Consider the following 22,949-nt stretch of genomic DNA (forward strand, 5'->3'; position numbering starts at 1 on the left):
GTGTCTGCTCGCGCTCCACAAATTCTAACTGAATGTCGGTGCTAGGTAGCGTGAGGCGGTTGAATTCGGGCATGGATACCGCGAATTCCACCGCCTCGCTTCTTCAAACTCTAATCTGAACAGCGCCTCGGGAAGGTTACAGGAGCGGAGTGCTCTCGCCGTAGACCGCGAGCACGAGCGCCGTCGTGTGGGTACCGGACTCGGCCGGTGCGCTCTCGACCGCGACGCGAGGATCGCCGAACTGCCAGCCCCGCAGGTCCTGTCCCGCCGCCAGCCCCTCGCGAACGCGCCGTTCGACGTCGTCGCTGTCCATCTCGCCGGCCGTCTCGTAGAACAGTCCCGGTCCGTCGTCGATCGACTGAACCCACGCCAGTGCCGCGCTGACCCGCCCCGGTTCGGCGGTCGTGGCCCGGGCTTCGACCACCGTCAGGCGCTCGCCCGCGGGGCCGAGATCGGGTGCGGTGCCGACGGCCTCGACGTCGACATCTGCGGGAATGACCGACGAGACGGAGACGAGATTGTAGTTCTCGACGCCGGCGTCCGCGAGGGCGGCGTCGTAGGAGGCCATCGCCGTGGGTCCCGAGGCGGATCCCCAGACGACTCGAATCGTGCTCATGGGTGCGAGTCGGGGACGAACGGCGTAAGGACTTGCGATCTCTGCGCCATCCGAGCGTTCCGCGTTCACACCTGGCAGATTGCAGCACGTTTTACCGAGACCCACACTCGTAAGCCGCCGTCTCGACGACCGTAGAACGGCCCGTTCGGATGAACGACAATGATCGATCGATCCTCTCGATCACGATGCTCGGACACGCGACGGTCCACGCCTACGAACTCGCGTTCCCGATCTTCATCGCCATCTGGATGTCGGAGTTTGGGATCAACGCCGCGGTGATGGGCCTCGTCGTCTCCGCCGGCTACGCGCTGTACGGGATCGGCGCGGTTCCGAGCGGCGTGGCAACCGACGCGTACGGCTCCAAGCGGCTCATCTCCGCCTGCCTGTTCGGCATGAGCCTCTCGTTTCTGGCGCTGAGCTTCGCCAGGTCCGTCGTCGGGCTGACGGTCGCGCTGGTCTGTTGGGGCGTGGCAGCGAGCGTCCACCACCCCGCGGGCCTCCGGCTGATCAGCACCGGCACGACTGAACGCGGAACCGGCTTCGCCTACCACGGGATCGCCGGAAACTTCGGGATCGCGGCGGGACCGCTGGTCGCGGCGCTGCTGTTGACCGCCCTCGACTGGCGGACCGTCACGGCAGTGCTCGCGGTCCCGGCGCTGCTCGCCGGCGTCTACACCGTCTTCGTCTCGGTCGATGAGACCGCGGCCGTCACCGCCAATCGCGAACCGGTCACCGACGGCGGCGGCCCGTCGCTCTCGGAGTTCGTCTCCGACACACTGGTGCTGTTCACCGGCGGTTTCCTCGTCGTCTTCCTGATGGTCGTCCTCGAGGGGTTCTTCTACCGCGGCATCCTCACGTTCCTGCCGGAGATCCTGGCGAGTTACCGGAGCCTGGCGCCCGTGACGATCGCCGAGCAGGAACTGGATCCGGCGCAGTACGTCTACGTCACGCTGCTCGTCGTAGGCATGGCCGGCCAGTACGTCGGCGGAAAGCTGACCGATCGGATGCCACCGGAGCGAGCCGTCGTCGGCGTCTTCATCGCGCTGGCCGCGCTGTGTCTCGTCTTCGTCCCCGCGGCGAACGCCGGCCTCGTCGCGCTGCTCGTCGTCACCATGCTGCTCGGTTTCGTCCTCTTCGCCGAACAGCCGCTGTTGCAGGCCGTCGTCGCCGACTACTCGGGGTCCGGAGTCCGCGGACTGTCCTACGGCTTCATGTTCCTCGGCGTCTTCGGGGTCGGCTCCCTCGGCGCGACCGCGACCGGCGCGATGCTCGCGTACACGACCCAGCAGACGCTGTTCCTGTTGCTCGCGATCGTTCCCGCCGTCGCCGCGGCGATTGCCGCCGTGCTCTCCGTTCGGGAGTACGACTGACGGCGAATCGAACGGCTCGAAAGCTGTGTTCGATCGCGCGCGAAAAGAACGGCCGACCCCTTACTGGTAGAAGTAGCCCGGCGACGAAATGACGTCGCTCGAGTCGTCCTGCTCCATCTTCTCGTGGGCGTCGAGGAAGTCCCGGTGGTGGACCTCGTCCCGATCGTTCCGGATCGCGAACATGCCGGCCTCGGTCGCGAGACTCTCGATATCGGCCCCGGAGTAGCCCTCGGTCTCGTCGGCCAGGGCGTCGAAGTCGACGTCGGAATCGACGTTCATGCCGCGGGTGTGGATCTCGAGGATCTGCTCGCGGCCGTCCCGGTCGGGTTCGGGCACCTCGATGAGGCGATCGAACCGGCCGGGTCGGAGGATGGCCCGATCGAGCATGTCGAAGCGGTTGGTGGCGGCGATGATGCGGATCTCTCCGCGAGCCTCGAAGCCGTCCATCTCGGAGAGCAGTTGCATCATGGTCCGCTGGACCTCGGCGTCGCCGGAGGTCTTGGACTCGGTGCGGCGGGTGGCGATGGCGTCGATCTCGTCGATGAAGATGATGGCGGGTTCGCGTTCGCGAGCCATCTCGAAGAGGTCCCGGACGAGCCGCGAGCCCTCGCCGATGAACTTGCGGACGAGTTCGGAGCCGGCCATCTTGATGAAGGTGGCGTCGGTCTCGTTGGCGACGGCCTTCGCGAGCATCGTCTTGCCCGTCCCCGGCGGCCCGTACAGAAGGACGCCGCTCGGCGGATCGATGCCGACCTCCTGGAACATCTCCGGCTGGGTGAGCGGCTGTTCGACGGCTTCGCGGACCTCGCGGACCTGTTCGTCGATGCCGCCGATGTCCGCGTAGCTGACGGCGGGCCGCTCGGTGATCTCCATCGACTGGGCGCGTGCGTCGGTCTCGGCGGAGAGCACCGTCTGGATCGCAAAGGAGTCGTTGACGGCGACCCGATCGCCGGCCTCGACGCGGTCGACGATTCGCGGCGAGACGTCGGTGAGCACTTCCTGGTTGTTGCCGTGCTGTTTGACGATGACCTCGTCGTCGTCCATCACGTCCTCGACGGTCGCGATGTACAGCGACGAACTCTTGAGGGTCTCGTTCTCGCGTTCGACGCGGTCGACTTTCTCGCGGAGGCGCTGGCGGCGGTCGTCGGCGTCGTCGAGCTGGTCGGACAGCTGTTCGTTGACCTCGACGAGATCCTCGAAGTGGCCGCGAAGCGCCTCGAGCCGTTCGTCGTCCGGGAGATCGGGATCGATATCGCGGTGGGGTCGATCGGGAATAGACGGGCTTCGAGACATCGTAACGTACGTCGGTAAGTCCCCGGCGATAAATGTGCCTTTGGGTCCCGGTTGGATTTCCGACGCCGATCGATCAGGGAATGCCTACCGAACGTATTCGGCCGCTTCGCGTCCGTGGGCACGAGTCTCGGGGCGGTTTACGCCGCGGTACCGCGCCGGCGAGACGACGGAATTGTGGTCGAGACCCGCGCGCCGAATCGGCCAGAGCGCTACGACAGCAAGAGCGCTACGACAGCAGTGCCTCCATCTCGTCGATCCGATCGCCGTAGCTCGCGAGCGCGCGATCGATCGGGTCCGAACTGCTCATGTCGACGCCGGCGATCCGCAGGAGATCGAGCGGGTACTCCCGGGAGCCGCGGCGAAGGAATTCGAGGTAGTCCTCCGCGGCGGTCCGGCCCTCCTCGAGGACGGTGTCGACGATCGCGAGCGCGGCCGAGATGCCGGTGGCGTACTGGTAGACGTAGAACGCGCGGTAGAAGTGGGGAATGCGCATCCACTCGCGGGCGATTCGGTCGTCGATCGCGGCTGGCTCGTAGTAGTCGGCCTTGAGGTCGCGGTAGAGGTCGTCCAGCCGATCGGCGGTCAGCGGTTCGCCGGCCTCCTCGAGTCGGTGGGCCTCGTGTTCGAACTCGGCGAACAGCGTCTGGCGATAGAGTGTCGAACGGACGCGCTCCAGGAACTCGTTGAGGACGTGCTTGCGGAACTCGGGATCGTCGACGGTCTCGAGCAGGTGGTTCGTCAGCAGGGCCTCGTTGACCGTACTGGCGACCTCGGCCACGAAGATCTCGTACCCCGAGTAGACGTAGGGCTGTTCCTCTTTCGTGAATTGGGAGTGCATCGAGTGGCCGAGTTCGTGGGCTAGCGTGTACATCGAGGAGATGTCGTCCTGGTAGTTCATCAGGATGAACGGCTGGGTATCGTAGGTTCCCCCGGAGTAGGCGCCGGACTGTTTCCCCTCGTTCTCGTAGACGTCGACCCACTGCGAGTCGAGGCCCTCGGCGACGCGGGACTGGTACTCCTCGCCGAGCGGTTCGAGCGCGGCGACGACGTGGTCCGTGGCCTCGTCGTACTCGACGTCCGGCCCCTCGTCACCGGTCAGGGGCATGTAGACGTCCCACATCCGGAGTTCGTCGACGTCGAGCGCGTCCCGCTTGAGTTCGGCGTGGCGGTGTAGCTTGTCGAGGTTGTCGTGGACCGATTCGACGAGCGTATCGTAGACGTCGACGGGAACGTTGGGTCCGTCGAGCGCCGCCTCGCGGGCGGTGTCGTAGTTGCGCGCCTGGGCCGTCTTGACGTCGGCCTTGACGCTGTTCTTGTAGGACGCGGCGACGGTGTTCCGGACGGACGCCCACTCGTCGAAGTAGTTCTCGTAGACCCGCTTTCGGAAGTCGCGATCGGGCCGCTTGAGCAGGTTGACGAAGTTGCTCTGGGTGATCTCGACGGCATCGCCGTCCGGATCTTCCACGGTCGGAAACGCCATGTCCGCGTTCGAGAGCATGTTGTACACCTCGCCGGTCGCCCCCGTGACCTCGCTCAGGTCCGCGAGCAGGGCCTCCACCTCGGCCGATCGCGTGTGGGGCTTCATGCGGAGCACGTCGTCGACGTAGTGGTCGTAGGTCTCGAGGTCGGGTTCGGCCGCGACCATCTCGTCGAACGCCTCGCGGGTCAGGTCCTGGAGTTCCGGTTCGATGAACGACGCGGCGGACTGGGCGTCGGCCGCCAGCGACTGGGCGCGGGCGGTCAGCCCCTGGTAGTGCTGGTTCGTCGTGTCCTCGTCTCGGCGCATCCGGGCGTAGGCCGACACCGTCGCGACCTCGCGCATGATCTCGTCGCGCAACTCGAGGACGGCGAGCAGGGTCTCGGCGTCGTCGACGGTCTGGCCCTCGTAGGCCGCGAGATCGTCGATCCGATCGGCGACCGACTCGTAGGCCGCCTCCCAGTCGTCGTCGGTGGCGTAGATGCTCTCGAGATCCCAGGTATAGGCCTCGTCGATCTCGGAGCGCTCCGGAACTGAACTCATAGCGAGACGTTTGCAACGGCAGTGGTAAAGCGTGTCGGACTATTGTGATCGGTGATCGTGGCGACGGCTTTTGTCGATGGCCGCGCAAAGACGAAGTATGACGGATCGTGGACCAGTTCTCGCCGACGTCGAACGTGCACTCGGGCGCGCGTGGACCGACGATCGGCCGTGGAACCTGCTGACGCGACTGACCGAACTGCCGGACCGGATGGGCGGCTCCCCGGGCGAACGGCGGGCGGCCGAACTCGTCCGGACGGCGTTTACCGACGCCGGCCTCGCGGACGTCCGGATCGACGAGTTCCCGATGCACCACTGGGAGCGCGGAGAGACCGAGTTCGCCGTCGTCGGCGACGAGGCGACGCGCGGGAGAGAGCGCCTGGGGACCGGTTCGATCGATCGCTCGTTCGAGGCGATCGCACTGCCGTACTCGCCGCCGGGCGACGTCGAGGGGCCGCTGGTCGACGTCGGCTACGGCACGCCCGAGGAGATCGAGGCGGCGGGATCGGCCGTTCAGGACGGCATCGTCGTCGCGAGCACGACGACCCCACCCGATCGGCGGTTCGTCCACCGGATGGAGAAGTTTGGGCACGCGGTCGCCGCCGGGGCCTCGGCATTCGTCTTCGTCAACCACGTCCCCGGGCAGTTACCGCCGACCGGGGCACTGCGATTCGACGCCGAGGCCGCCGTCCCCGGCGTCGGCGTCAGTGCCGAGACTGGCGATTGGCTCACGGAATATGCCGATCGGGGCGCGAGCGCGCGGATCCGCGTCGACGCGACGACCCGACGGGGATCGAGCCAGAACGTCCGCGGGGTTCTCGGCGGTGCGGATGCCCCGGATGAAACCGCCGACGAGGGCGAGGACCCCCCGGACGAGGCGGTGCTCGTTCTCGCACACTACGACGCCCACGACGTCGGCGAGGGTGCACTCGACAACGGCTGCGGGATCGCCACCGTCGTCGGTGCCGCGAGGGTCCTCGCGGCGATCGAGGACGACCTCGTCTGCCCGGTACAGATCGCCGGCGTCGGCTGCGAGGAGATCGGTCTGCTCGGTGCCGAGGCACTGGCGGACGACCTCGATCCCGACGCGATCCGGGCGGTCGTCAACGTCGACGGCGCGGGCCGGTTCCGGAACCTGCGGGCGCTCACCCACGGGTCGGAGACGATGGCAGCGGTCGCCGAGCGCGTCGCCGCCGAGGCCGGCCAGCCGATCGGTCGGGAGCCAGATCCGCACCCGTTCAGCGATCACTGGCCGTTCCTGCGGGCGGGCGTCCCGACGGTGCAACTGCACAGCGAACCGCCCGAGGGGAGCGAGCGCGGTCGCGGCTGGGGACACACCGCGGCGGATACCCGGGACAAGGTCGATCCGCGGACCCTGCGCGAACACGCGATGCTGACGGCGCTGCTGGTGCGGGAACTCACACGAGTCGACGTCCCGCGAATCGACGAGGCCGATCTCCGCGAGCGACTTCGCGAGCAGACGTACGAACCGGGGATGCGTGCGGCCGACGTCTGGCCGGCCGCGTGGGAATCGGCCGAGTGACGGCTAGAACGGGACGTCCTCCGGCACGTCGCGCGGGGTCCCCTCCCCGGCCATCCCGTCGAAGCCGAGGGTGACCGAGACGCGATCGATCGCGTCGATCTCGCTCGGCAGGCGCTGCTGGATCGCCTGGGTCGTCATCGGACTGACGCCACAGCCGTCGCAGGCCCCGCTAAGCGTGATCGAGACGCTACGCTCGTCGCGGTCGAGGCTCGTGATCGCGAAGTCGCCGCCGTGGGCCTCGATCTGCGGGAAGTTCCGCCTGAGAAACAGCGAGACGGCGTCTCTGATCTCGTCGTCCGTGGACCCGCCCGACTGGGAGTCGCTCATACGAGTCCGTAGGGAACCGGCGGGACATAACCCTGTTCACGATCGGATTCGGGCCGCCCTAGCCGCGCATCTCGGCGTCGACCGCGGTCCGGACGACGCGGGCGACCCCGAGCATCGCGACGAACGTCCCTGCCGCGACCAGCGCGGCGAACAGGACGATTCCGAGCACGAGCGCGCCGGCGTTTCCATACGACAGCAGCCCCGCGACGAGGAACCGGTAACTGAGGAAGACGAGGAGGATCCCCGCCGCGACCCGAATCGACGCCCGCCAGTACGCCCCGTACTCCTCCGGCGACAGCTCCATGCTCCGGCGTGTGTGTTCGGCGATGAAAAGTGTACCCGAGTCCGATCCATCGCGGAATCACGCTCCCGGCGTCGACCGATCGACGAGGAGTCATACGGTTTACTGTAAGTCAGTTCCGGCGCAACCGCGATCCGGGCGGCGGTTGCGCCGGGAAATCGGTACAGCAATCCGTATCAGTCGATCCCGTCGGCGACCTGGCCGGCCACTCGCGCGCCCGTCTGCCGATCGATCCGCCGGCGTTCGAACACGGCCCGCGCGCTCTCGGCGGCCCGCTCGTCGGCCGTGAACGCGACGTCGGGGTACGTGACGTCGGTCAGGAGCAGCGGGTCCGGCGGCGCTGGCGCGATTCCTTCGTGACCCGGAAGCGGGTCGGGCCCGAGAACCCGATCGATCGTCTCGAGGCTCGCCTCGCCGGTCCCGACGGCGTGTGCGAGCGAGACCAGCCGCCGAACGAGTTCGCGGGCGAACCCGCCCGCGGCGACGGTGAGCACGAGGAAGTCACCGTCCCGCGTCGCCTCGATCGTCGGCGCTCGCTCGGTGTTGCGATCGTCCGGCGTGAGGTTGTGGAAGTCGTGCCGGCCCGAGAGCGCTTCACAGGCGGCTCGGAACCGATCGTCGTCGACGGGGGAGCCGAGACCGTCGTCGATCAGATCGGGGCTTCGGCCGCCGGCGGCGGCCGGCGCGTACAGGTGGTACGTGTACGTCCGCCGGGTAGCGTCGTGCGTGGCGTGGAACGAGAGGGGCACGTCGGCGGCCGCCCACGCCCGGACGTCGGCCGGAAGGTCGGCGTTGAACGCCCGCGGCGTGAGCCAGTCGGGGACCTGGAGCGCGATCGTCTGGGCGAGCGCCGACACCCCGGCGTCGGTCCGGCCGGCGGCGGCGTAGCCGGCCGGCCGATCGGGCCCCTCGCGATCGGCGTCGGGATCGTACACGTCGAGCGATCGGAGTGCATCGAAGAGGGTCTCCTCGACGGTCGGAACGTCGGGCTGGCGCTGGAACCCGCGGTAGCCGGCGCCGTCGTAGGCGATCCGGAACGCTCGCTTGGGCATCGGTTCGATCGAGGGGTGCCAACGTGTTAGGCGCGTCGACCGCCGACCGTGCCGAACCGCACACGAGAGCGCGGCGAAGCGCGGGAATCGGCGCACGTCGCGGACGCCGCGACGAGGGCGCGTCTTAAACGACCCTGATATCGAGGCTACCAAGCCACCCCGCCGGCCGCCGTCTAGTCGGGTAGAGGAGGAACGCCTATGGCGACATACGAATTTACCTGTCCGGACTGCACGGCGCGACTCGAGTTCGACGAGCGACAGCGATCGGTGGCGATACGGAGCGGCTGTCCGCTCTGTGGCCGCCCGATCGCCGACACCCACTTCGCGGCGAAAAAAGGCGGATCCGCGTGATCGGCCCTGATACGGATCGTTGTAACGTTTTACCGGTGATCGCCTCCCCGTCGGGCGATCACCGGTAAAGAATCACAACAGACCGGATGAACACGATTGCGAGAGATGGGGTCGAAATGTGCGAGTGCGAACGGCGAACCAGCGGCGTTCGAACGCGTCTCGATATCGTGAACCGCCTGCATACTCCGGGCGGGTGACCTTCCCCACGAGTGGCGGAGACACCACTACACATGGGCGAGTCCAACGAGCGTGACCCGGAGTCACACACTACTGTGCGGAACGTCGTTCTCGTGATCCTCGATACGGCACGATCGAAAAGCGTCGGTACGTTTCCTGAACCGCGGGGCGGAGTCGGGGCAGGCGACGACGTCGGGGACGCGACCCGGCGCGACGCCGGCACGAGCGGACACGGGTGCGACGGGCCGCAATCCACCCCAGCGCTATCGCGTCTCGCGGCCGAGGGGACCGCGTTCGAGAACACCTTCGCGACCGCGCCGTGGACGCTCCCCTCCCACGCGTCGCTGTTTACGGGGCTTTTCCCCTCCGAACACGGTACTCACGGCGGTCACACCTACCTCAACGACGACCTGCGGACGCTGCCGGAGGCCTTCGCCGACGCGGGCTACCAGACGATCGGCGTCTCGAACAACACCTGGATTACCGAGGAGTTCGGCTTCGACCGGGGCTTCGAGGACCTCCGCAAGGGCTGGCAGTACATCCAGTCCGACGCGGACATGGGCGCGGTGGTCCGCGGCGAGGACATGACCGAGAAGCTTCAGGCGACCCGGAACCGCCTCTTCGACGGCAATCCGCTGGTCAACGCCGCCAACATCCTCTACAGCGAACTGCTCCAGCCGGCCGGCGACGACGGCGCGGCCCGATCGGTCGACTGGATCGAGAACTGGCTCACCGGCCGCACCGACGAGCGGCCGTTCTTCCTGTTCTGTAACTTCATCGAACCGCACGTCGAGTACGATCCGCCGCGGGAGTACGCCGAGGAGTTCCTCCCCGCCGGCGCGACCTACGAGGAGGCGACCGCGATCAGGCAGGATCCCCGCGCCTACGACTGTGACGATTACCAGCTTTCCGATCGCGACTTCGCCCTCCTCCGAGGGCTCTACCGGGCCGAACTCGCCTACGTAGACGACCAACTCGCCCGGCTCCGGCGGGCGCTGGAGGACGCCGGCGAATGGGAGGACACCCTGTTCGTCGTCTGTGGCGACCACGGCGAGCACATCGGCGAACACGGCTTCTTCGGCCACCAGTACAACCTGTACGACACCCTGCTGAACGTCCCGCTGGCGATCCACGGCGGCCCGTTCACCGACGGCGGCCGACGGTCCGACCTCGTCCAGTTGCTCGACCTGCCCGCGACGGTGCTGGAGACGGTCGGAATCGACGATCCAGAACTGCTGGACCAGGGCTCGGGCCGATCGGTCCACCCGGCGTCCGATGCCGAGCCGCGAGACGCCGTCTTCGCCGAGTACGTCGCCCCGCAACCCTCGATCGATCGGCTCGTGGCGCGCTTCGGCGAGATTCCGGATCGCGTTCGCGCGTTCGATCGCCGCCTGCGGGCCGTCCGGACGATCGAGTACAAGTACGTCCGCGGCGACGACGGATTCGAACGGCTCCACCACGTCCCGACCGATCCGGCCGAGAACGACGACATCGCACCCAGCGAGCCAGCACGGGTACGGGCACTCCGGGACCGACTCGAGGATCGGTTCGACCCGATCGCGGACGCCGACGACTCCGGAGCCGTCGAGATGCGAGCGGGAACGAAAGAGCGACTGGCGGACCTGGGCTACCTCTGAGACGGTCTGCTGTACCGTTGTACCGGTGCAACCGCACGGCGATCGCGGTTGCACTGGAACTGACGTGTCCGGTAGCCCATGAGACCGGCGTCGATCGATCCGTCGTCGATCCGCTCCCGTCGGTCCTGCCGACATGAAGCGGCCACGTGTACACGCGGCTTCGTTTCCGTCCGCCATCGGTACGTGGCTCCGTGTCACCCGCTACGTCCGCCGATACGTGCTCGTTGCCCGCTCGGAGCCTGTACGATCGATCAACCCGCCGACTGACGATCGTCGTCGACGCAGCCCCGGCCGACGTCGACGACGTCACGGTCGAAACGAGTCCGACCCGCGTTCGGATCACGGTCTCCCGCGCGGGACGCGACGCAGTCTGGACCGCGACGCCGCCGACTCGCCGACACGATTTTACCCGGGACCGCGAGGCGCACTACAACAACGGCGTCCTCACGGTGACGATCGGGACGAAGTCATGGTGGGGGCACTGAGACCGAGTCCCGGATCGTCGACCCGTTAGACGGGACTCATGTCGTCGAAGAGGCCGTCGTCGTCCTCCTCGGACTCGTTGTCGCCACTGTCGTTGCTGTCGTCGGACTCGTTGTCGCCACCGTCGCTGCCGTCCTCGGTCTCGTTGTCGCTACCATCGTCACCGTCGCTGCCGTCTGCGTCACCGCCGCCGGTGCTCTCGGATTCGTCGGCCTCCTCGACGACGCCGGCCGCGAGGTCCTTCACGTTCGACTCTTCCATAGATCGGACCCGTTCCGGGTAGACGCCGATCGCGACCAGCAGGTCCTCGTCCGTCTCGACGGCCTCGGTGGCGTGCAGGTTGACGTCGACGGAATGGCCCTCGAACTCGGCCGTAGCGGTGAACCGGGACATCGTCGTCTCCTGATCGAGGATCGTGACCGTTTCGTCCTCCTCGTGGGAGATGTCGTCCATCCCATCGTAGTTGTCCTCGACCAGTTCGACGAGTTCCGTGGTCGACATCTCCTCGACCGGGTTGAACTCCCGGCCGGCGATCGACACCTGCGGGGTCGTCAGGAGCATGAAGACGGCTCCCCGGGCGTCACCGATCGGGCCCATATCGACCGACTTCTCGTGTTCGGTCAGGTAGTTCGTCACCGTGATCGTCTCCGAGTAGGGCCCCACTTCGAACGATTCCGTGATCTCGAGCGGTTCGATCCCGGTCTGCTCGTACTCGGTGTCCTCGCGAACGCTGGTTTCGACGCCTGCAGGCGACGATTCGTGCGTATCGAGGCCGGCCACGCCGAGACAGCCAGCGAGACTCGCGAGTCCGATGCTTCCGGCACCGGCCAGGACGGTTCTGCGGTTCATCTTGCCGCCTCTTTCCGTTCGGGGACCATGAATATGGTGGATTTAGAACCGTTCCGATGGCTGAAATGCGGCGATCGACTCCGAGAGCAGGATCGGCCTCGGGACCGATCGCCCGTCGAGAAGCCCGCGTTCCGATCGCCCGTCGATTCACTCGAGATTCAGTTCGGCGCCGCAGTCCGGACAGACGAACTCCGACTCGCCGTCCGAGATTCGCATACTGTCGCGTCCGCAGTCGGGACACGAGACGTTCCGATCGTCGAGCACGGGAATCCGATCGATCCGAACGTCCTCGGTCTCCCCGGGCGCGCCGATCGCGAGCGCGACGAGGTCCGCCTCGCCGTCGTTGTACCCCGACTGGAACTCCCCCGGAGCGAACCGGATCGCCTCGTCTTCCCCGACCGTGATCTCGCCGTCTCTCGTCTCGAACGTCGCCGTCCCCTCGAGGACGACGAACACTTCCTCCTGATCCGCGTGCGCGTGTACCGACCCGCTGAACCGCTCGCCCGATTCGAGGGCGTAGCGCGTGATCGTGACGTTCGCTGCGTTCAGCGGGTCCGTCAGCGGCCGTCGATCGGACTGCCAGGCGTCCTCGTACGGGTCGGGATCGATCTCGTCGATCGAAACGTGCTCCATGGACGGCCTTCGTCTCGCTGGCCCATGAATCACTGTGGCGCGATCGGCGCGACCGAGGGAGCGAACGCGGCGGTCGATCGATGGACGAATGCCGGAACAGGCCCCGCGAAGGTTTATCCGGTCACCCATGGTCCGTCACGAGCGTGACTCCAGCCGCCGCACCACGATCGAACGACCTTCGCGAAACCCTCGAGAACGACGCGGTCGCACTCGGCGTCCTCGAGAGCGCGTACAGTCCGGACCTCGTCGAGTTCTACGGCGACCTCGGCCTCGACTTCGTCTGGATCGACCTCGAACACGCCGGCCCGAGCCCCTGGGACGGCGAGCGCATGGCCGACCTCCTGCGGGCGGCGGACGTCTCCGGCACCGAACTCCTCGTTCGGCTGCCGGAACCGGATCCCGGACTGGTCCGGAAGACGCTGGACGCCGGCGTCCGGAACCTGTTCGTCTCGCGGATCGAGTCCGCGGCCGACGTTCGACGGGCCGTCGAGGCCGCCCGGTTCCGGTACGACGGCGAGCCAGGGAAACGCGGCTTCGCCAATCCCCGCGCGAGTCGGTGGGGGACCGCCGACGACTACGTCGACACCGAGGACGAAGAGATCGTCGTCGGCGTCACGATCGAGTCCCCCGAGGCGATCGACGATCTCGACGAAATCCTGGCCGTCCCGGACCTCGGGTTCGTGTTCGCCGGCCCGCTCGATCTGGCCGTCTCGCTCGGCCACCCCGGCGAACCGACCCACGACGAGGTCCAGGCCGCGGTCGAAGAAATTCGAGAGCAGGCGATCGACGCCGACGTCCCCCTCGGCGGACTGGGGTTCGGAATGGACGACGTCAACGAGAAGGCCGACGCGGGGTACCAGATCCTGAACCTCGGGAGCACGACCGGGGCGCTCGCGACTGCGGTACGATCGTGGCTCGAGGAGTACGAGGGATAGCGAAAGAAGAGGACCGATAGCGACGCGGAGACCGGTCGACCCCGGCGAGGACAGCCGATCGAACCCGACGAGCACAGCCGATCGGGTTCAGCGGTCGTCCTGCGAACGCCGCGCCGGCGGGGTCCGGGAGAGGACCGTGCCGAACAGGTCGCGGTTGTCCGCGACGAACCGGTAGGCGCCCTCGCGGAAGCGCCGGTAGTCCTCGAAGTGCCGGAGGAACTCGACGGCGTCGTCGACGGGCCCACCCCTGTCGACGCGGCGGAGCGCCTCCTCGATCGAGGCCCCGCAGGAGTAGACCCGGTCCTCGGTCACGAGGTGGGCACACTCCTCGTAGGACGGCGGCAGTCGCTCGCGCAGGTCGGGCGTCAGGTCGCTGAAGCCGACGACGCGGAGGGTCGATCGCTCGTCGACGTACTCGGCCCACCACGTACAGAAGCCGCAGTCGTCGTCGTAGACGAGGGTCGGGTCGGGCATACTAGGGACGACGGTCCGGAGTCACTAACCTCTGGCTCCGCTCGCGATCGAGTGCGGGGGCAGAACATTATTGGTGGTTCTGCGCAATCGAGGGGCATGAGCAGCGCGGCCCGATCGCTCTCGGAACCGCAGGTTCTGGCCCACGCGAAGCGGCGGCTCTTTCCGACCGACGAGAAGCGCCGATCGTACGCCGTCGCGGACACGCAGTTCGCTCGGGACGAGTGGCTCCCCGGCCGCCCCATCCGCTCCGACGTGCGCGATCGGCTGGCCCCGTTCAACCACGTCCAGATCGGCGGCGGCTATCCCGACCTCGTGGGCGTGGGCCACCTCGAGTCCGACCTGCTAGCCGTCGATCGACTGGGCGAGGAGCAGCCGCTGATCGCCATCGAGGCGAAAGGCGAGACCGAGAGCGGCGTCGACACCCACCTCGGGATCGCCCAGGCCCACGATCGGCTCCACGAGGCGAACGTGGCGTACGTCGCCGCGCCGGTGGCCGCGATTTCCGCGACCGATCGGACGCTCGCCCGGGAACTCAACGTCGGCGTCCTCGGCGTCGATTCGGCGGGCGACGTGCGGGTGCTCGAGCGCCCGCGGGTCGTCGGCAACCGGACCTCGACGGAGGCGACCGCGCTGCGCTTCCAGGCCAGCGCACAGGGCGTCGCGGACGCCTCGTTCGGGCTGAACCACCCGAAGAACTACCTCGGCTATCCGCTCGCACACTACGCCGACGGCGACACTGAGTCCCTGCTGACCGAGTACGACGTCGTCGGGGCGGTCCGGGACGCGAAACGCGGGGCGCGATTCCTCGGGCTGATCGACGACGGCCCGCGCGGACCGGAACTGACCTCGCTCGGCCAGGAGGTCGTCCGGTTCGCGCTGGCCCGTAACGGCTCCGTCGAGGCCGCCCTCGCGGAGTTCCGGGACTGGTACCGATCGCGCAAGCGATTCGTCGACCTCGCACCCGCGTGGGGCCGGCTCGCCCGGCGGGTCGTCTTCGACTACGAGGCTACGGAGCTCCTCGTCACGGAACTGCAGTGCATGCACGACGACGGGATCACGGAGCCGTCCCTCGTGGACCTGGTCGAGTACCTGCACGAACTCCACCCCTCGTTCACGATCGAGTTGTTCCTTCGGGGCGACGAAGCCGTCCGGAGCCGGGTCCTGACCGAAGACGGGGCGTTGCGATCGACCCCGCTCGAGGACGGCACCGTCTACCACTCGCCGACCGTCTTCCAGCTGAAGGCGATGCTGTATCACACCGGCATTCTAGAGGCGCGGGGCGCGGAGCCACACCGGCTGGAGCCGATCGAGGATAGCTGGGCGCTTCGGGAGGCCGTCTAGAACCGTCCCTGGCGCTCGAAGACCAGCCCGTAGTGGTGCGGCGGCAGGTCGATCCGCCGATCCCGATCGAAGTCGCCGGCGTCGGTGACGTGCGATCGGGTTTCGTCGGGAGACAGCCGGAGTTCGGTCGGCGGGCCGCGCGGCTCGCCCGCGATCGTCGTCTCCGTTCTCGGGAGCGGGTGCCAGTTGACGACGACGAACGTGCCGTCAGATTCGAGTACCGCATCGACCTGCTCGACGAACGGGGCCGGGTCCTCGATCCCGTGGAACGCGTTCGCACACAGACAGACGTCGACCGGCTCGGGCAGGTGGGACGCGAGCGATCGGGCGTCGCCGCGGACGGGGACGACGTTCTCGACGCCCTGCTGGTCGGCGATCGTCTCGAGGTCCGCGAGCAGCCTCTCGTCGAGGTCGAGGGCGTAGACCGGGGCCGGATCGGTGATTCGGGCGGCCGGCAGCGCGAAGTAGCCGTTCCCGCACCCGATCTCGACGAGGGCGTCCCCGGCCGCGACCCCGAGTCGCCGGAGCGTGTCGCCGGGCGTCGGCCAGAGCCGTCCCCACCAGTCCCAGTCCGGCTGTCCGGTGTTCCGGAAACGGTCCATGGCGGGACGTTCGAACCTCGATCTTATAACCGATCGGCCACTGCCAGTGAATCGGGAATTTCCGCAGCCACGATCGAGGGGCCTGCCGGTTCGATCTGAACGACGCCGAAGTGGTCGCTTCGCTGCCCGCGACTCGTCCGATTCGAGCCCGCGCGATCCGCATTTCCGCGACGAACGCACGTGAGAAGCAGAACGACGGGCGCGGAGGGATTTGAACCCCCGACATCTTGGTCCGGAACCAAGAACTCTGTCCACTGAGCTACGCGCCCTCGGAAAAACCTAGTGCAATCGACGACATAACGGTTCCCCTTCCGATCGCCCGTCGGCGACTTATACGGATTGCTGTACCGATTTCCCGGCGCAACCGCCGCCCGGATCACGGTTGGGCCGGAAATGACTTACAGTAAACCGTATTACAGCGACGAGGTGTCCGCCGTCCCGCACCCGGGCTGTTCATCGGCTGGGCACGGGCCGCGATCGATCGTGATCTCGAGTTCGCCCTCGGTCGCCGCAACGGTGACGGCGTGGTCACCGTAGGTGAACTCGAGCGAGTCGAACCCGGACCCCGACCCGCAGAGCCCATCGAGTGCGTCGGGATCGATCGCGGAGTAGAGAGGCTCGAGGTCGAGCGGATCCACCCCTTCGACGCGGGCCAGCAGATCGATAACCGCGGTACTGGGTCGTCGGTTGTCCGCCGGACCGACTCTCGTAGATGTGCTGGAGGGATTCATCACTACTGCTGAGGTGATCGGAGGTAAAGAGAATGACTCAATATTCCACCGTCGTTCGAGTAGACAGAAAGATTCTGTCGGGCGGTGACGAGCGGCTATCCCGCGGACGGCGTCGATTCGTGATCGCGTTTCAGGCCCGAATACGCCCCTTCCGGGAGGGGACGACGGTTCGACGGGCGTTCACTCGACGATAGCCGAAACGCAGTCGAGATTCGTCGGACGGAAAGCCCGATCGATTCTACCTCGTCCATCGGGGGGTATCATTCAAAAATATTCCTCGGTGGTCGGGGCGCGACGGTACCCCACAGCGCCACGAACGCGACGCGGCGGCGCTACCGACTCACTCCCGACGCGGGACCTCGTGCCGACCGAACCCGTACCGGAGACGGTTCGCCAGCCGCCGGGAGAACCGGCCATCGTCGGCCCGCGAGCCGAACCGTTCGGCCAGCGAGGTGTAGATCAGCGGGAGCGGGACCTCCTGTTCGAGGGCCTCCTGGACCGTCCACGTGCCGGTCGACCCGCCCTCGATCCGATCGGCGACGTCGCCGAGATCGGTCCCCTCCTCGCGGAACGCCTCCTCGCAGAGTTCGAGCAGCCACGAGCGGATGACCGCGCCGTTGTTCCAGACCGACGCCACGGATTCGAGGTCGAGGTCGTACCGGCCCTCGTGGAGGAGTTCGAACCCCTCGCCGTAGGCCTGCATCAGCGCGTACTCGACCCCGTTGTGGACCATCTTGACGTAGTGACCCGATCCCGCTGGTCCCATCCGCTCGTGGCCGTCGGGGCCGGTCGCGACGGCGTCGAAGACGGGCGTCAGTTCGTCGTAGGCCCATTCGGGACCGCCGATCATTAGAGAGAAGCCGAGTTCCGCCCCGGCGGGGCCGCCGGAGGTGCCACAGTCCAGGTACGCCGCGGGGCAGGACTCCGCCCGACGGACGGAGTCCTCGAAGTACGAGTTGCCGCCGTCGACCACCACGTCCTCGCTGTCGAGGTGGGGTTCGAGTTCGTCGAGCGTGACGTCGACGGCCTCACCCGCCGGGACCATCAGCCAGATGCGCTTGTCCGCCCCGAGTCGATCGACGAGGTCGTCGATCGAGTCCGCCGGTTCCGCGCCGGCGTCGGCGGCGGTCGCGACGGCGTCCGCGTCGAGGTCGAAGGCAACGACGTCGTGGCCCGCCGCGAGCGTGCGATCGACGACGATCTGTCCCATGCGTCCGAGTCCGATTACGCCCAGTTGCATGGTCGATGCTGGGCGGGGCTACGAGGTAGTGGTTGTGATTCGACGGCCGCTCGCTGGACCGGTCGGGCCACCGACTGCGCCGGCAGACGTGTTCCGGACGCGACGACGCGACGCAGGCGAGAAGCGCGGCGGTCGACGACGCGGCGGCGATCGATGGCCGCCGCTCCCAGTTCCGCTCGAGAGCGTGCGAGCGGCGTCAGTAGATCGGGTCCTCGAGGCGGGCCCAGCCGATCGCATCGAGGACGACGATCCGGTCCTCGTAGCGAACGTAGACGCCGTTGTACTCGCAACCGGCGGCGTCGTGGTACGGGAGCGAACTCCGGACGGCGTCGACGACAGACCACGCGCCGTCGCGGTCGAGGGTGACGTGTTCCCACTCCTCGCGCGCGTCGTTGCGGATCGCCCGATCGATCGCGCGTCGCGCGCCGGGGATGCGATCCAGTCGATCGGACGTCGCGTCGACGACGGTCGCATCGGCGGGCACGTCCTCGACGATGCGCGCGCCGAGGTCCGCCTTCGATCGTGCCGACGACCTGCGCGAACGGCCCGATCGAAGCACGTAGCCGGCGGCAGCGGCCGTTCCGACCGCCAGAAGTGAGAGACCGATCTCTTTGCCCCTGATCATTATGCGAGTACGTAACAGCAACCGATTAAGTATCTTTCGACAGAATGTCTGACACGATGATTGCTATCGAGTCGCGGTCGGCGCGCCGCGTCTAGAGGGCCGCCGATAGGTTCGTCGTGATCGCGCCGGCCACGACGAGCAGGGCGAGACCGACGACCGCCGCCGCCCGGTAGAACGGCAACGCGTTGGCGGCGGGTTCCCGCAGTTTCTTTCCGTTGAGACCGGCCTCGAACCGCTTGGAGCCGACCTCGACGAGGCCGGCGAACGCCAGCCAGAGCACGACCATGGCGATCACTAGCTGGCCGTTCGTGGATCCGACGAGGCTGTCGGCAGTGTATCGGGTCCCCGCGAGGTGGCCGCCGGTGAGAAACAGGACCAGCGCGCTCACCCGCGAAATCGTCGTGAGTCGACCCGCGATCCGTTCGAGCGGCTTCGTCGTGTTGAACGCCCCGTCTCGTGCGAGCGGAACTACGACGAACGCGACGTAGAAGACGCTGCCGGCCCAGATCGCGGCAAAGAGCAGGTGCGTCGTCTGGGCGAGAAACGTATCGATCATACGGGGTGACTCGAAGCACGATGGTATCAGCGTTCCGACTCGCGGTCGAGATCGGCCGCGAGCGATCGGTCACTCGAGCCACTCGGGCGTCCACGCGACCAGCCGTCGCCGGACGCCGGCGTAGACGAGCGAGACGGCGATCCCGCCGAGGACGACCGCGGGGAACCAGCCGTCGAAGACGAACAGGGCGGGCACCGCGAGCGCGACGGCGACCGCGGCGTCTTCGGGTGCGCCGTCGTACCGGATCCACCGGCGCGGGCGCAGCCACCGACCGCGAACGTGATCGTAGACCGCCCGATCGCTCGGGTTCGTCCAGGGATCCATCTCCGGCCCCCCGCCGAGGGCGTCGCTCGCCGCGTGGAGCCACGCGGCCACCGCGATCGCCGCGACGGCGACGGTGAGCGGGGTCGGAACGAGCGCGGCGAGCATCGTCGCGAGCACCGCCGGCACGACGCCGGCGACGGGAAAGTGGAAGCTCCGCCGATGCTCGAGGACGAGATCGAGATCCGGCGCGAGGCCGCCGAGGATCGCGCCGACGGCGAGCGGACCGGCGAACTCCGGCACGGCGTAGGCGACGGGCGCGACGGCTGCGAGCCCCGCGAACGCGTGCGTCGTCGCCATCATGACTCGGCGTAGGCGTCCGATCGGCAAAACGCTGCGTGAAACGGCAGGGGAACGGCACCGGTCGGGTCCCGGACCCTCAAGTGCGATCACGGTGCGGAACGATCTCCGGTAGCGAGCGATCGCGTCGAGCCCGGTTCATCGGGACGGCGACGGCGGCCGCGACGACGGCCCTCCTGGCGGGTTGTGGCGGTCCCGGCGAAGAGGGAGGCGAAGAAGAGGACGACGGCGAACCGGAGGCCGAAGAGGGGACGGGCAACGGTCCGGAGCGAGACGAGGACGAGGACATCGGGAACGAGTCGGACAACGAGACCGGCAACGAGTCGGACAGCACCGAGAACGAGACGGACGATACCGAGAACGAGACGGACAACGAAACTGACGACGGAGGGGAGGCGGGCGCAGCCGATTCGATCGCGTTACTCGATATTCTCGCCCTGGTAACTGCCGTCGTAGACGTCCTCGTGGTTCGCCTCGGCGAACACCAACTGGGCGATCCGGGCCCCGCGTTCGATCTCGACGTCGTGGTGGACCTGCAACAGCCCCTCGCCGCGGCCCTCGTAGCCGGCGTCCCAGACCGCCGTGTTGAGCATACAGGAGTTGCGCATGAGCGACGATCGCGGGTAGACGAAGCCGACGTGGCCCTCGGGAATCGCGATCCGCTCGCCGTAGCGGGCGACGTAGGCCCCCTCGGGCAGGTAGTAGGTGTCGGGATCCTTCTGCTCGAGTTCCTCGAGCGGCCGGGCGATCCGGTCGCCGATCTGCTTGTCGTCACGGCCGATCCGACCGGGTTCCAGTTGCTCGAAGACGACGTCGACGGTGAGATCGACGCCGTTGGGCTGGACCTGCTCCTCGTCGATCGGCGAGACGTGATCGGCGACGAACGCACCTGAACGGAACATATCCACGCAACGCCCCGGAAGTGAGATAAGGCGTTCGTTCGGCGACGGTCTCCGCGAACCGCCGATGGGCCGAGGCCAGCCGACGAGAGGGATCCGATCGGCGACGTCGGTAAGCGACGACTCTCGATCGGCGACGAGGATGGCGAACGGTATCGACGATCGGCCGCGCTCCACTCGACGGGCGTCCAGTGAGCTGGCAATAATTACTCGAAAACCGCCACACTGGCGGGGAATTTACACGGTCGATCCCTACAGAAACACGCTGGTTTTATCAGGACGGACGGCCGAGATTCGGGTGCTATGGGACAGACTCTTACCGAAAAAGTTCTCGACGACCACCTCGTCGAGGGCGAACTCGAGACCGGCGAGGAGATCGGGATCGAGATCGACCAGGTACTCACGCAGGACACGACCGGCACGATGGTCTGGCTCCAGTTCGAGGCGATGGGACTGGACGAGGTCCAGACCGAAATCGCCGCCCAGTACTGCGACCACCAGACCTACCAGTTCGACTTCAAGAACACCGACGACCACCGTTTCCTGCGTTCTGCGGCCGGCAAGTACGGCGCTCACTTCTCTCGCCCCGGTAACGGTATCTGCCACAACGTCCACCGCGAGAACTTCGCGGCTCCCGGCAAGACGCTGCTGGGTTCGGACAGTCACACCCCGACCCCCGGCGGCCTCGGCCAGCTCGCGATCGGTGCGGGCGGGATCGACGTCACCGTCGCGATGGGTGGCGCCCCCTACTACATCGAGATGCCCGAGATCGTCAACGTCCGACTCGAGGGCGAACTCCCCGAGTGGGCCACCGCGAAGGACATCATCCTCGAGATGCTGCGACGCCTCTCCGTCAAGGGCGGCGTCGGCAAGATCCTCGAGTACACCGGGCCCGGCGTCGAGACGCTCACCGCGCCCGAGCGCATGACGATCACCAACATGGGCACGGAACTCGGCGCGACCACGTCGATCTTCCCGACCGACGAGCAGACCCAGGACTACCTGGAGCGCGTCAGCCGCGGCGAGGAGTACGTCGAACTCCAGCCCGACGACGACGCCGAGTACGACGACGAGATCGTCGTCGATCTCTCGGACCTCGAACCGCTGATCGCCCAGCCGTCGATGCCGGACAACGTCGTCCCCGTCAGCGAGGCGGCCGGCCAGTCCGTCGAGCAAGTCATCGTCGGCTCCTGTACCAACGGCGGCTACGAGGACATCCTCCCCGTCGCGAAGATGCTCGAGGGCCGCGAAGTCTCGATGGAAACCGAGACGATCGTCGCCCCCGGCTCCAAGCAGGCCTCCGAGATGCTCGCCCGTGAGGGGTGGGTCGCGGAGATGATGGCCGCCGGCGTCAACTTCTCCGAGGCCACCTGCGGCGCGTGTATCGGGATCGGTCACGTGCCGTCCTCCGACTCCGTCTCGCTGCGGACCTTCAACCGCAACTTCGAGGGGCGCTCCGGCATCGAGGACGACAACGTCTACCTCTGTTCGCCGGAGGTCGCGGCCGCCGCCGCGATCAAGGGCGAAATCGTCGACCCGCGGGACCTGGCGGACGAACTCGGCGACCTCGAAGCGCCCGGCGTCGAGCTCCCCGACGAGTACACCGGCTCCAAGACCGACCTCATCAGCCCCGACGAGGCCGTCGACGACGAACTCATCAAGGGCCCGAACATCGGCGACGTCCCGCTGAAGGACCAGCTGGGCTCCGACATCAAAGGCGAGGCGCTGCTCAAGATGGAGGACAACATCACGACCGACCACATCATCCCTGCGACCCAGGACATCCTGATGTACCGGTCGAACGTCCCCAAACTGAGCGAGTTCACGCTCTCGCGCGTCGACGACACCTTCGCCGAGCGCGCGCTCGAGGCCGACGGCGGCTTCCTCGTCGCCGGCGAGAACTACGGGCAGGGCTCCTCGCGCGAACACGCCGCCCTCTGTCCGATGTACCTCGGCATCGAGGGCGTCCTCGCACAGAGCTTCGCGCGCATCCACCGCGCGAACCTCTTCAACTTCGGCATCGTCCCGCTGACGATCGACGAGGAGACCTACGAGTCGATCGACCAAGGCGACCAGATCGAGATCGTCGACGACGTCTACGACGCCGTCACCTCCGGCCAGGAGGAGTTCACGGTCCGCGTCGGCGACGAGGAGTTCACCGCGACGCTCGACGCCTCCGAGCGCGAACGCGACATTCTCGCCGCCGGCGGCAAACTCGCCTGGACGAAAGAACAGGCCGAGGGAAGCGGCGCCGCGCCCGCCGACGACTGATCGCG

The 22,949-nt window shown here is 67.4% G+C and carries 24 protein-coding genes and 1 tRNA gene; 8 read left to right on the plus strand and 17 right to left on the minus strand.

Annotated elements, in window-relative coordinates; all coding sequences use genetic code 11:
- Positions 1 to 136: 136 nt before the first annotated feature.
- The gene (locus AC6I6X_RS20585) at positions 137 to 616 is read right to left on the minus strand and encodes a pyruvoyl-dependent arginine decarboxylase (RefSeq protein WP_497932439.1); all 480 of its coding nucleotides are present in this window, start codon (positions 614 to 616) and stop codon (positions 137 to 139) included.
- A gap of 149 nt (positions 617 to 765) precedes the next feature.
- On the opposite strand from AC6I6X_RS20585, the gene AC6I6X_RS20590 reads away from it, so the two are divergent.
- Entirely contained in the window at positions 766 to 1,986 is a 1,221-nt protein-coding gene (locus AC6I6X_RS20590; protein WP_497932440.1) for an MFS transporter, read from the plus strand.
- Positions 1,987 to 2,046: 60 nt separating this feature from the next.
- Here the strand turns inward: AC6I6X_RS20590 and pan2 are convergent, their stop codons facing one another.
- A complete protein-coding gene (pan2, locus tag AC6I6X_RS20595) occupies positions 2,047 to 3,279 on the minus strand; it encodes a proteasome-activating nucleotidase Pan2 (protein ID WP_497932441.1) in 1,233 nt (410 codons plus the stop codon).
- A gap of 226 nt (positions 3,280 to 3,505) precedes the next feature.
- Positions 3,506 to 5,299 (minus strand): oligoendopeptidase F, encoded by a 1,794-nt coding sequence (gene pepF / locus AC6I6X_RS20600; RefSeq protein ID WP_497932442.1) that lies wholly within the window; start codon positions 5,297 to 5,299, stop codon positions 3,506 to 3,508.
- 97 nt (positions 5,300 to 5,396) lie between these two features.
- Here pepF and AC6I6X_RS20605 point away from each other — a divergent pair, with 97 nt between their 5' ends.
- Positions 5,397 to 6,839 (plus strand): M28 family peptidase, encoded by a 1,443-nt coding sequence (locus tag AC6I6X_RS20605; protein WP_497932443.1) that lies wholly within the window; start codon positions 5,397 to 5,399, stop codon positions 6,837 to 6,839.
- Between the two features lie 3 nt (positions 6,840 to 6,842).
- On the opposite strand, the gene AC6I6X_RS20610 is transcribed toward AC6I6X_RS20605, so the two are convergent.
- The 3 genes from AC6I6X_RS20610 to truA all read right to left on the minus strand — a co-directional run bounded on the left by AC6I6X_RS20610 (position 6,843) and on the right by truA (position 8,519).
- The gene (locus AC6I6X_RS20610; RefSeq protein WP_497932444.1) at positions 6,843 to 7,166 is read right to left on the minus strand and encodes a NifU family protein; all 324 of its coding nucleotides are present in this window, start codon (positions 7,164 to 7,166) and stop codon (positions 6,843 to 6,845) included.
- Positions 7,167 to 7,224: 58 nt separating this feature from the next.
- Entirely contained in the window at positions 7,225 to 7,470 is a 246-nt protein-coding gene (locus AC6I6X_RS20615; protein ID WP_497932445.1) for a hypothetical protein, read from the minus strand.
- A gap of 173 nt (positions 7,471 to 7,643) precedes the next feature.
- A complete protein-coding gene (gene truA, locus AC6I6X_RS20620; protein ID WP_497932446.1) occupies positions 7,644 to 8,519 on the minus strand; it encodes a tRNA pseudouridine(38-40) synthase TruA in 876 nt (291 codons plus the stop codon).
- Between the two features lie 198 nt (positions 8,520 to 8,717).
- Here truA and AC6I6X_RS20625 point away from each other — a divergent pair, with 198 nt between their 5' ends.
- From AC6I6X_RS20625 to AC6I6X_RS20635, 3 genes are all read left to right on the plus strand, one after another.
- Entirely contained in the window at positions 8,718 to 8,870 is a 153-nt protein-coding gene (locus tag AC6I6X_RS20625; RefSeq protein ID WP_497932447.1) for a DUF7560 family zinc ribbon protein, read from the plus strand.
- Positions 8,871 to 9,100: 230 nt separating this feature from the next.
- On the plus strand, positions 9,101 to 10,684 hold the full coding sequence (locus tag AC6I6X_RS20630) for a sulfatase (protein WP_497932448.1): 1,584 nt from the start codon (positions 9,101 to 9,103) through the stop codon (positions 10,682 to 10,684).
- Between the two features lie 224 nt (positions 10,685 to 10,908).
- A complete protein-coding gene (locus tag AC6I6X_RS20635) occupies positions 10,909 to 11,169 on the plus strand; it encodes an Hsp20/alpha crystallin family protein (protein ID WP_497932449.1) in 261 nt (86 codons plus the stop codon).
- 25 nt (positions 11,170 to 11,194) lie between these two features.
- Here AC6I6X_RS20635 and AC6I6X_RS20640 read toward each other — a convergent pair whose 3' ends face one another.
- Together AC6I6X_RS20640 and AC6I6X_RS20645 are read right to left on the minus strand one after the other, a co-directional pair.
- Positions 11,195 to 12,016 carry a DUF6517 family protein gene (locus AC6I6X_RS20640; protein WP_497932450.1) on the minus strand — a complete coding sequence of 274 codons (822 nt, stop codon included), beginning with the start codon at positions 12,014 to 12,016 and terminating at the stop codon, positions 11,195 to 11,197.
- A 147-nt stretch (positions 12,017 to 12,163) separates the two neighbouring features.
- On the minus strand, positions 12,164 to 12,649 hold the full coding sequence (locus AC6I6X_RS20645; RefSeq protein ID WP_497932451.1) for a cupin domain-containing protein: 486 nt from the start codon (positions 12,647 to 12,649) through the stop codon (positions 12,164 to 12,166).
- 143 nt (positions 12,650 to 12,792) lie between these two features.
- Here AC6I6X_RS20645 and AC6I6X_RS20650 point away from each other — a divergent pair, with 143 nt between their 5' ends.
- The gene (locus AC6I6X_RS20650; RefSeq protein ID WP_497932452.1) at positions 12,793 to 13,584 is read left to right on the plus strand and encodes an HpcH/HpaI aldolase family protein; all 792 of its coding nucleotides are present in this window, start codon (positions 12,793 to 12,795) and stop codon (positions 13,582 to 13,584) included.
- A gap of 87 nt (positions 13,585 to 13,671) precedes the next feature.
- On the opposite strand, the gene AC6I6X_RS20655 is transcribed toward AC6I6X_RS20650, so the two are convergent.
- Entirely contained in the window at positions 13,672 to 14,058 is a 387-nt protein-coding gene (locus AC6I6X_RS20655) for a DCC1-like thiol-disulfide oxidoreductase family protein (RefSeq protein WP_497932453.1), read from the minus strand.
- Between the two features lie 96 nt (positions 14,059 to 14,154).
- On the opposite strand from AC6I6X_RS20655, the gene AC6I6X_RS20660 reads away from it, so the two are divergent.
- The gene (locus tag AC6I6X_RS20660; protein ID WP_497932454.1) at positions 14,155 to 15,399 is read left to right on the plus strand and encodes a hypothetical protein; all 1,245 of its coding nucleotides are present in this window, start codon (positions 14,155 to 14,157) and stop codon (positions 15,397 to 15,399) included.
- On the opposite strand, the gene AC6I6X_RS20665 is transcribed toward AC6I6X_RS20660, so the two are convergent.
- The 8 genes from AC6I6X_RS20665 to AC6I6X_RS20700 all read right to left on the minus strand — a co-directional run bounded on the left by AC6I6X_RS20665 (position 15,396) and on the right by AC6I6X_RS20700 (position 20,676).
- Positions 15,396 to 16,001: a class I SAM-dependent methyltransferase gene (locus tag AC6I6X_RS20665; RefSeq protein WP_497932455.1), complete on the minus strand. Its 606-nt coding sequence runs from the start codon at positions 15,999 to 16,001 to the stop codon at positions 15,396 to 15,398. The genes AC6I6X_RS20660 and AC6I6X_RS20665 overlap by 4 nt on opposite strands.
- A gap of 196 nt (positions 16,002 to 16,197) precedes the next feature.
- A tRNA-Arg gene (locus AC6I6X_RS20670) sits at positions 16,198 to 16,270 on the minus strand.
- A gap of 144 nt (positions 16,271 to 16,414) precedes the next feature.
- Complete coding sequence (locus AC6I6X_RS20675; RefSeq protein ID WP_497932456.1) at positions 16,415 to 16,732, minus strand: HalOD1 output domain-containing protein; 318 nt, start codon at positions 16,730 to 16,732, stop codon at positions 16,415 to 16,417.
- Positions 16,733 to 17,072: 340 nt separating this feature from the next.
- Positions 17,073 to 17,972, minus strand: coding sequence for a phosphogluconate dehydrogenase (NAD(+)-dependent, decarboxylating) (gene gnd, locus AC6I6X_RS20680; RefSeq protein WP_497932457.1), 900 nt, complete (start codon positions 17,970 to 17,972; stop codon positions 17,073 to 17,075).
- 196 nt (positions 17,973 to 18,168) lie between these two features.
- A complete protein-coding gene (locus AC6I6X_RS20685) occupies positions 18,169 to 18,597 on the minus strand; it encodes a hypothetical protein (RefSeq protein ID WP_497932458.1) in 429 nt (142 codons plus the stop codon).
- A 91-nt stretch (positions 18,598 to 18,688) separates the two neighbouring features.
- Positions 18,689 to 19,153, minus strand: coding sequence for a copper resistance protein CopD (locus AC6I6X_RS20690; RefSeq protein WP_497932459.1), 465 nt, complete (start codon positions 19,151 to 19,153; stop codon positions 18,689 to 18,691).
- A gap of 69 nt (positions 19,154 to 19,222) precedes the next feature.
- Positions 19,223 to 19,774, minus strand: a complete 552-nt coding sequence (locus tag AC6I6X_RS20695) for a metal-dependent hydrolase (RefSeq protein ID WP_497932648.1) — start codon at positions 19,772 to 19,774, stop codon at positions 19,223 to 19,225.
- Positions 19,775 to 20,193: 419 nt separating this feature from the next.
- Complete coding sequence (locus tag AC6I6X_RS20700) at positions 20,194 to 20,676, minus strand: deoxyuridine 5'-triphosphate nucleotidohydrolase (RefSeq protein ID WP_497932460.1); 483 nt, start codon at positions 20,674 to 20,676, stop codon at positions 20,194 to 20,196.
- 300 nt (positions 20,677 to 20,976) lie between these two features.
- Between AC6I6X_RS20700 and AC6I6X_RS20705 the strand changes: the two genes are divergently transcribed.
- On the plus strand, positions 20,977 to 22,944 hold the full coding sequence (locus AC6I6X_RS20705) for an aconitate hydratase (RefSeq protein ID WP_497932461.1): 1,968 nt from the start codon (positions 20,977 to 20,979) through the stop codon (positions 22,942 to 22,944).
- Positions 22,945 to 22,949: the final 5 nt, after the last annotated feature.

The organism is Halosolutus sp. YCN4 (assembly GCF_059736495.1).